The sequence below is a fragment of the Inquilinus sp. genome (assembly GCF_039594555.1).
Taxonomy (GTDB): Bacteria; Pseudomonadota; Alphaproteobacteria; order DSM-16000; family Inquilinaceae; genus Inquilinus.
Map to the genome: position 1 here is coordinate 1 of NZ_JBCNNF010000454.1, position 5,400 is coordinate 5,400.

The window sequence follows — 5,400 nt, forward strand, 5'->3', positions numbered from 1 at the left end:
CCGGCACCCCGCCGACGACACCGACCAGCAGGCCGGTCAAAGCGTAGGTCGGCAGCAGCAGGCCCGGATCGGCGGCGCCGCGGGTGTAGAACAGCCAGGTGGCGCCCGCGAGCAGCACGCTGCCGATGACGAAGAAGCGCCCGGCGCCGATCCGGTCGATGATCGACCCGGCGAGGATGCAGCCGACCAGCAGGCACAGCGTCGCCGCCGTGTTCGCCTCCAGCCCCAGCGGCAGCGGCACGCCGTTCAGCTTCTGCAGCAGGGTCGGCGTCATCAGGATCACCACCACGATCGAAGCGGCCAGCAGCCAGGTCAGCAGCACCGAGACCACCACCGCGCCGGGATGGTCGCGCACCACGACCTTCAGCGGCAGCTCCACCGCCAGTGCACGGCTGGCCCGCATCTCCTGGAACACCGGTGTCTCGTGCAGCAGCCGGCGCAGATGCACCGAGACCAAGCCGAAGGCGCCGCCCAGCAGGAAGGGCAGACGCCAAGCCCAGTCCGTGATCTCGGCCTGGCTGAAATGGCCGTTGATCACCGTCGCCACCACCGACCCCAGCAGGATGCCGGCGGTCAACCCGGCGGTCAGCGTGCCGCAGGCATAGCCGATGCGGTGCGGCGGCACATGCTCGGCCACGAACACCCAGGCGCCCGGGACCTCGCCGCCGATCGCCGCGCCCTGCAGGATGCGCAGCAGCAGCAGGGCGATCGGCGCCCAGACGCCGATCTGGGCATAGGTCGGCAGCAGGCCCATGCCCAGCGTCGCCGCCGCCATCAGCAGGATGCCGAGCGTGAACATCCGCTTGCGGCCGAACAGGTCGCCGAAATGCGCCATGACGATGCCGCCCAGCGGCCGGACCAGATAGCCGGCGGCGAAGATGCCGAAGGTCTGGAACTGGCGCAGCCAGTCCGGGATCTCCGCCGGGAAGAACAGCTGCCCGACCGCACCCGCGAAGTAGATAAAGACCACGAAATCGTAGAATTCCAGCGCCCCGCCCAGCGCGGCGAGGCCGAGGGTGCGGTAGTCACCGGCATTGAGGCGCCGCCTCGATGGCAGGTCGGCGGCGATGGCATGGGTCATGGGTCGGGCTCGATGATCGATTGTCTTACCGAAGGGTCGCAGGACCCTAGAGCAGCGCAGCGTGTCCCGGCAGCGCTACACCCGCATGTCGGGGTCGCCGAAACCTGTTGCATCCGTCATCGAACCGTCGATCTGCGGCTTTAGGGCGCGGCGGAATGACGGGTCCGCCGCTCCTAAGGTGGAAATGGCCGGCCATTCCTTGCCTGATCGCCCAGATGGCGGGCGCCTGCCTGGCCCTGGACGCCTTCGCCCGCGCCCACCCGCTGCGCCAGCCGGGCGCGCCGGCGTCGCATTTGGTCGGGGCGGACCCGGGCCGTCGGATCGCATCAGGGGGTGAGGCGACGCCCTGATGCGATCAGCCTCTGACGTATCCAGCTCGTACCGCGACCATAGACCGGACACAAGAATCCCGAGACGACATCCGAAGGCCTCGCATCTCGTACTGAGATGACGCCGTCGATTGTCGTCGCCCAAACCTTAAGAAAGCGTCGCGACACCGATACCATTGTATAGTTCCGTGCCGGCGAAAGCTCGTGCACGCTTCATTTGTTGCCGCACATCCACAACGCTTATTCGGCATGAGTCTCAGCCCTCATCCCCTTGGGCGGCCACATGCGCAATCGGAACCTTCCTGGTCCCGGCCTATTGACCTCGGCAAATTAGGAGGAAGAGATGATCAAATTATTCGTTGCGCTTTCGGCGGTGGCGGTCCTCGGGCTGACAGGAGGATGTGCTGACCGGATGGCTTCTCCAGCGCAGAATGCCGGCGGCTGCGATCAGGTCGGGACGACAGGCTGCAAGCCGGATCCGTCCTTCGGCCGCCAGGCACAGGTGGGCTGCCAGGAAGTCGGAACGAGCGGCTGCAAGCCGGATCCGTCCTTCGGCCGCCAGGCACAAGTGGGCTGCAAGGAAGTTGGTAGGACCGGCTGCAAGCCGGATCCTGCGTTGGGTGTGAGACAACCCCAGGTCCCGGTTGCGCCTGTCATCCAGTAGAGCTCGATCGATAATCCGATAGCCGCGCGCGACTGCGGTCATCGATGAAGGATGGTGACCGCTTCTCACCCGCTATCGTGACGATCGTCGGCCCTGATTGACCTCGCTCCAGGCCCGGGTCACACCCGCTCCAGCGGGCGGTGCGGCTCCGGCGGCAGATCGATCGCGATCGCGTCGCCGGGGCGCACCGTGCCGCCGGACACGACGATGCCCATCACCCCGGCCTTGCGCACCAGGTTACCGGCCTCGTCCCGGCCTACAACCAGCTTCAGCAGCCCTTGCCGGAAGCCGTCGATCTGGCTGCAGGGGTTGCGCAGGCCGGTGATCTCGACCACCGCCTCGGCGCCGAGCCGCAGCCTGGCGCCGGTGGGCAGGCCGAGCAGGTCGATGCCGCGGGTGGTGACATTATCGCCCAGATCGCCGGGCAGCACGGTGAAGCCGGCGGCCGCCAACTCTTCATGCAGCTCGCCCTGGATCAAATGCACCTGGCGCAGGTTCGGCTGGGTCGGGTCGACCTTGACCCGCGACCGGTGCTTCACCGTCACGCCGAGATGGGCATCGCCCTCGACCCCGAGCCCGGCCAGCAGCCGGATCGTGTCGACCACCGGCTTGCTGAAGCTGTGGGTCGGGCTGAGGCCGACCGCGGTGACTGTGGCGGTCATGCCGACGTCCCTTTCAGCGGGTAGCGGCCGGCGACGAGGAACGGGGACCGCCGGTCGGCCTGCTCATAGACCGCGATCGCGTCGATCCGCAGCGGATCGATGCAAACCGGCGCGGCCCGCTCAGCCAGCAGGGCGCGGACGCGGTCATGCTCGACCTTGTCGGTCAGCCGCGCGGTGAGCGTCATGTGGAAGCGGAACTCGTCGAAGACATAGGGGTAGCCCCAGCGCTCGAGGTGGGCGTCCTGCGCCGGGGTCAGCGGCGACCGGCGCCGACGCTCCAGCTCCGCGGCCGTCAACGGGGCGCGGAACCGGTCGAAGGCCTCGACGCAGGCATCGGCCAGGGCATGCACCTCGGGCGCGTCCGCCGAGGGCACCAGGGCCAGGAAGCCGCCGATCGAGGCGAGAGTCAGCGCCGGGCCGGCTGCCGGGGCGCGGCCGGCGGCGAAGGCCTCGGCCGCCGCATGCAGCGCCTCGCCGGACACGCCCTCGGCGAGCGGGAACGGCGCCTTCAGCGTGGCGTGGAAGCCGTAGTGACGGGCGTCCTCGGTGATCGCGTGGAACCGGTCGGGGTCGATGCCGTCGAGCCGTGGCTGCGGCCGCGCCTCGCCCGTCTCCGGATCGCGGCCGAGCAGCTCGGCGCCAAGCTCCGCCAGGGCAGATCCGGAGGGTGGCGCGAAGTAGATGGCGTAGCGTCGGGTCATGTCGTCGTCTCAAACGTCAGGCGGACGGGGAGTTCGCAGAACCTCTCCCACAAGCGAGACCTTTTCGGAATTCCAATACCGTCATTGCGAGCGCAGCGAAGCAATCCATCGGGCCGCAAGAGTGGAGGCATGGATTGCTTCGTCGGCTTCGCTTCCTCGCAATGACGGATATGGGATGGAGAGGCAACGCGTTGATTCATCTACTCATGCAACCCTTTGGCCGGCGCGCCAGACGGCGCGGATATGCGGCACGCCGTCGATCAGGCGGAAGCGCACCAGGTCGGCCCGCAGCCCGGGTTCGATCCGGCCGCGATCGTCCAGTCCTGCCGCCTTGGCCGGGTTGGCGCTGACCAGCGCCACCGCCCCCGGCAGGCCGAGCCCGACCGGCGCGTCGGCCAGCAGGCAGACGGCGTGCAACATGCTGATCGGCACGTAGTCGGAGGCCAGGATGTCGAGCAGCCCGGCCGCCGCCAGGTCCGCCGCCCCGACATTGCCGCTGTGCGAGCCGCCGCGGACCACGTTCGGAGCGCCCATCAGGATCGACAGGCCGTGGCTGCGCGCCGCCTGGGCCGCGTCGGCCGTGGTCGGGAACTCCGAGATTGAGACGCCGAGCGACAGCGCCTCATCGACATGGGCCGGAGTCTCGTCGTCATGGCTGGCCAGGGCCAGGCCGTGCGCGGCGGCAAGCTCCGCGATGGCGAGGCGGTGCCGGTGGGCGTGCGCCTCCTGCGACGCCAGGCGCTGCTGCATCACCACGTCCAGCTCCGCCTCGCTGTAGCGGTGGCGATTCGCCTGCCGCCATTTCTCGACCTGGGCGTACTGCCGCTGGCCGGGCGTGTGGTCCATGATCGAGAGCAGCCGCACCGCCGGATCGTCGATCAGCACCGAGAGGTAGTCGAGCACATGCGGGTCGGCCACCTCGCAGCGCAGATGCAGGAAATGGTCGGCCCGCAGCATGTCCTGGCGGCGCGCCGATTCCAGCCCGTCGACCATCGGCCGCAGCAGGTCGCCGCGCGGCACGCCCTTGTGCTCGCCCATCAGCGACAGGCTGTCGAACACGGTGGTGATGCCGGCGGTGGCGACCTGCGCGTCATGCGCCATCGCCGCCGAGACGTTGTTCCACATCACCCCCGGCCGCGGCGCCACATGGCGCTCGAGATGGTCGGTGTGCAGGTCGATCATGCCGGGGATCAGGTAGTCGCCGTCGGCGTCGTCGCCGGTGGAGGGCGCCCCGCCCTCCTCCACCGCGACGATGCGGCCGTCCTCGACCCGCAGGGTTCCGGTGACGACGGCCCCGAGGGTGACGATCCGGGCGTTCGAGAAGTTCAGGTCCGTGCTCATGCGGCCGCCTTGTAGAGCGTGACGTCGAAGATCCGGGTCGCCACCCGGTCGCGCACCGCCGTGTCGTGGAAGATCCCGACGATGGCGGCGCCGCGGGCCTTGGCCTCCTCGATCAGCTCGATGACCACGCGCCGGTTGTCGGCGTCGAGCGAGGCCGTCGGCTCGTCGAGGAGCAGGATGGGATACTCCATCGCGAAGCCATGCGCGAGGTTGACCCGCTGCTGCTCGCCGCCGGAGAAGGTGGCGGGCGGCAGCGACCACAGACTCTCCGGCAGGTTCAGCCGGGCCAGCAGGGTGCGGGCGCGGCGCTCGGCCTGCGGCTCGGCGATGCCGGAGGCCAGCATCGGCTCCTTGACGATCTCCAGCGTCGGCACGCGCGGGATCACCCGCAGGAACTGGCTGACATAGCCGAGCGTCCGGCGCCGGACTTCGAGGATCTTCCGCGGTGTCGCGGCGGTGATGTCGACCGGCGCACCGTCGTGCTTGATCTGCACCCGCCCGGCCGAGGCCAGGTAGTTGCCGTAGAGGGTGCGCATGAAGGTGCTCTTGCCCGCGCCGGACGCGCCGCCCAGCACCACGCATTCGCCCGCGGCCACGGTGAAGTCGACGCCGGCGAACACCG

Annotated in this window: 5 protein-coding genes; all 5 read right to left on the reverse strand. The window is 69.3% G+C overall.

Annotation, left to right across the window (positions count from 1 at the left end; all coding sequences use genetic code 11):
* Positions 1-1,081 (reverse strand): MFS transporter (locus ABDW35_RS31450; RefSeq protein ID WP_343717785.1); only part of this gene is annotated, 1,081 nt, incomplete at its 3' end.
* A 1,112-nt stretch (positions 1,082-2,193) separates the two neighbouring features.
* Positions 2,194-2,736, reverse strand: coding sequence for an MOSC domain-containing protein (locus tag ABDW35_RS31455; protein WP_343717786.1), 543 nt, complete (start codon positions 2,734-2,736; stop codon positions 2,194-2,196).
* The gene (locus ABDW35_RS31460; protein ID WP_343717787.1) at positions 2,733-3,437 is read right to left on the reverse strand and encodes a DUF1045 domain-containing protein; all 705 of its coding nucleotides are present in this window, start codon (positions 3,435-3,437) and stop codon (positions 2,733-2,735) included. Before ABDW35_RS31460 ends, ABDW35_RS31455 begins: the two co-directional genes overlap by 4 nt.
* A 204-nt stretch (positions 3,438-3,641) precedes the next feature.
* Entirely contained in the window at positions 3,642-4,778 is a 1,137-nt protein-coding gene (locus tag ABDW35_RS31465; RefSeq protein WP_343717788.1) for an alpha-D-ribose 1-methylphosphonate 5-triphosphate diphosphatase, read from the reverse strand.
* A partial coding sequence (gene phnL / locus ABDW35_RS31470) for a phosphonate C-P lyase system protein PhnL (RefSeq protein WP_343717789.1) occupies positions 4,775-5,400 on the reverse strand: 626 nt, incomplete at its 5' end. The genes ABDW35_RS31465 and phnL, both read right to left, overlap by 4 nt.

Bases quoted from the DNA above. Each gene is read 5' to 3' on its own strand.
- ABDW35_RS31455 (WP_343717786.1), bottom strand. From the start codon at position 2,736: ATGACCGCCACAGTCACCGCGGTCGGCCTCAGCCCGACCCACAGCTTC.
- ABDW35_RS31465 (WP_343717788.1), bottom strand. From the start codon at position 4,778: ATGAGCACGGACCTGAACTTCTCGAACGCCCGGATCGTCACCCTCGGG.
- ABDW35_RS31460 (WP_343717787.1), bottom strand. From the start codon at position 3,437: ATGACCCGACGCTACGCCATCTACTTCGCGCCACCCTCCGGATCTGCC.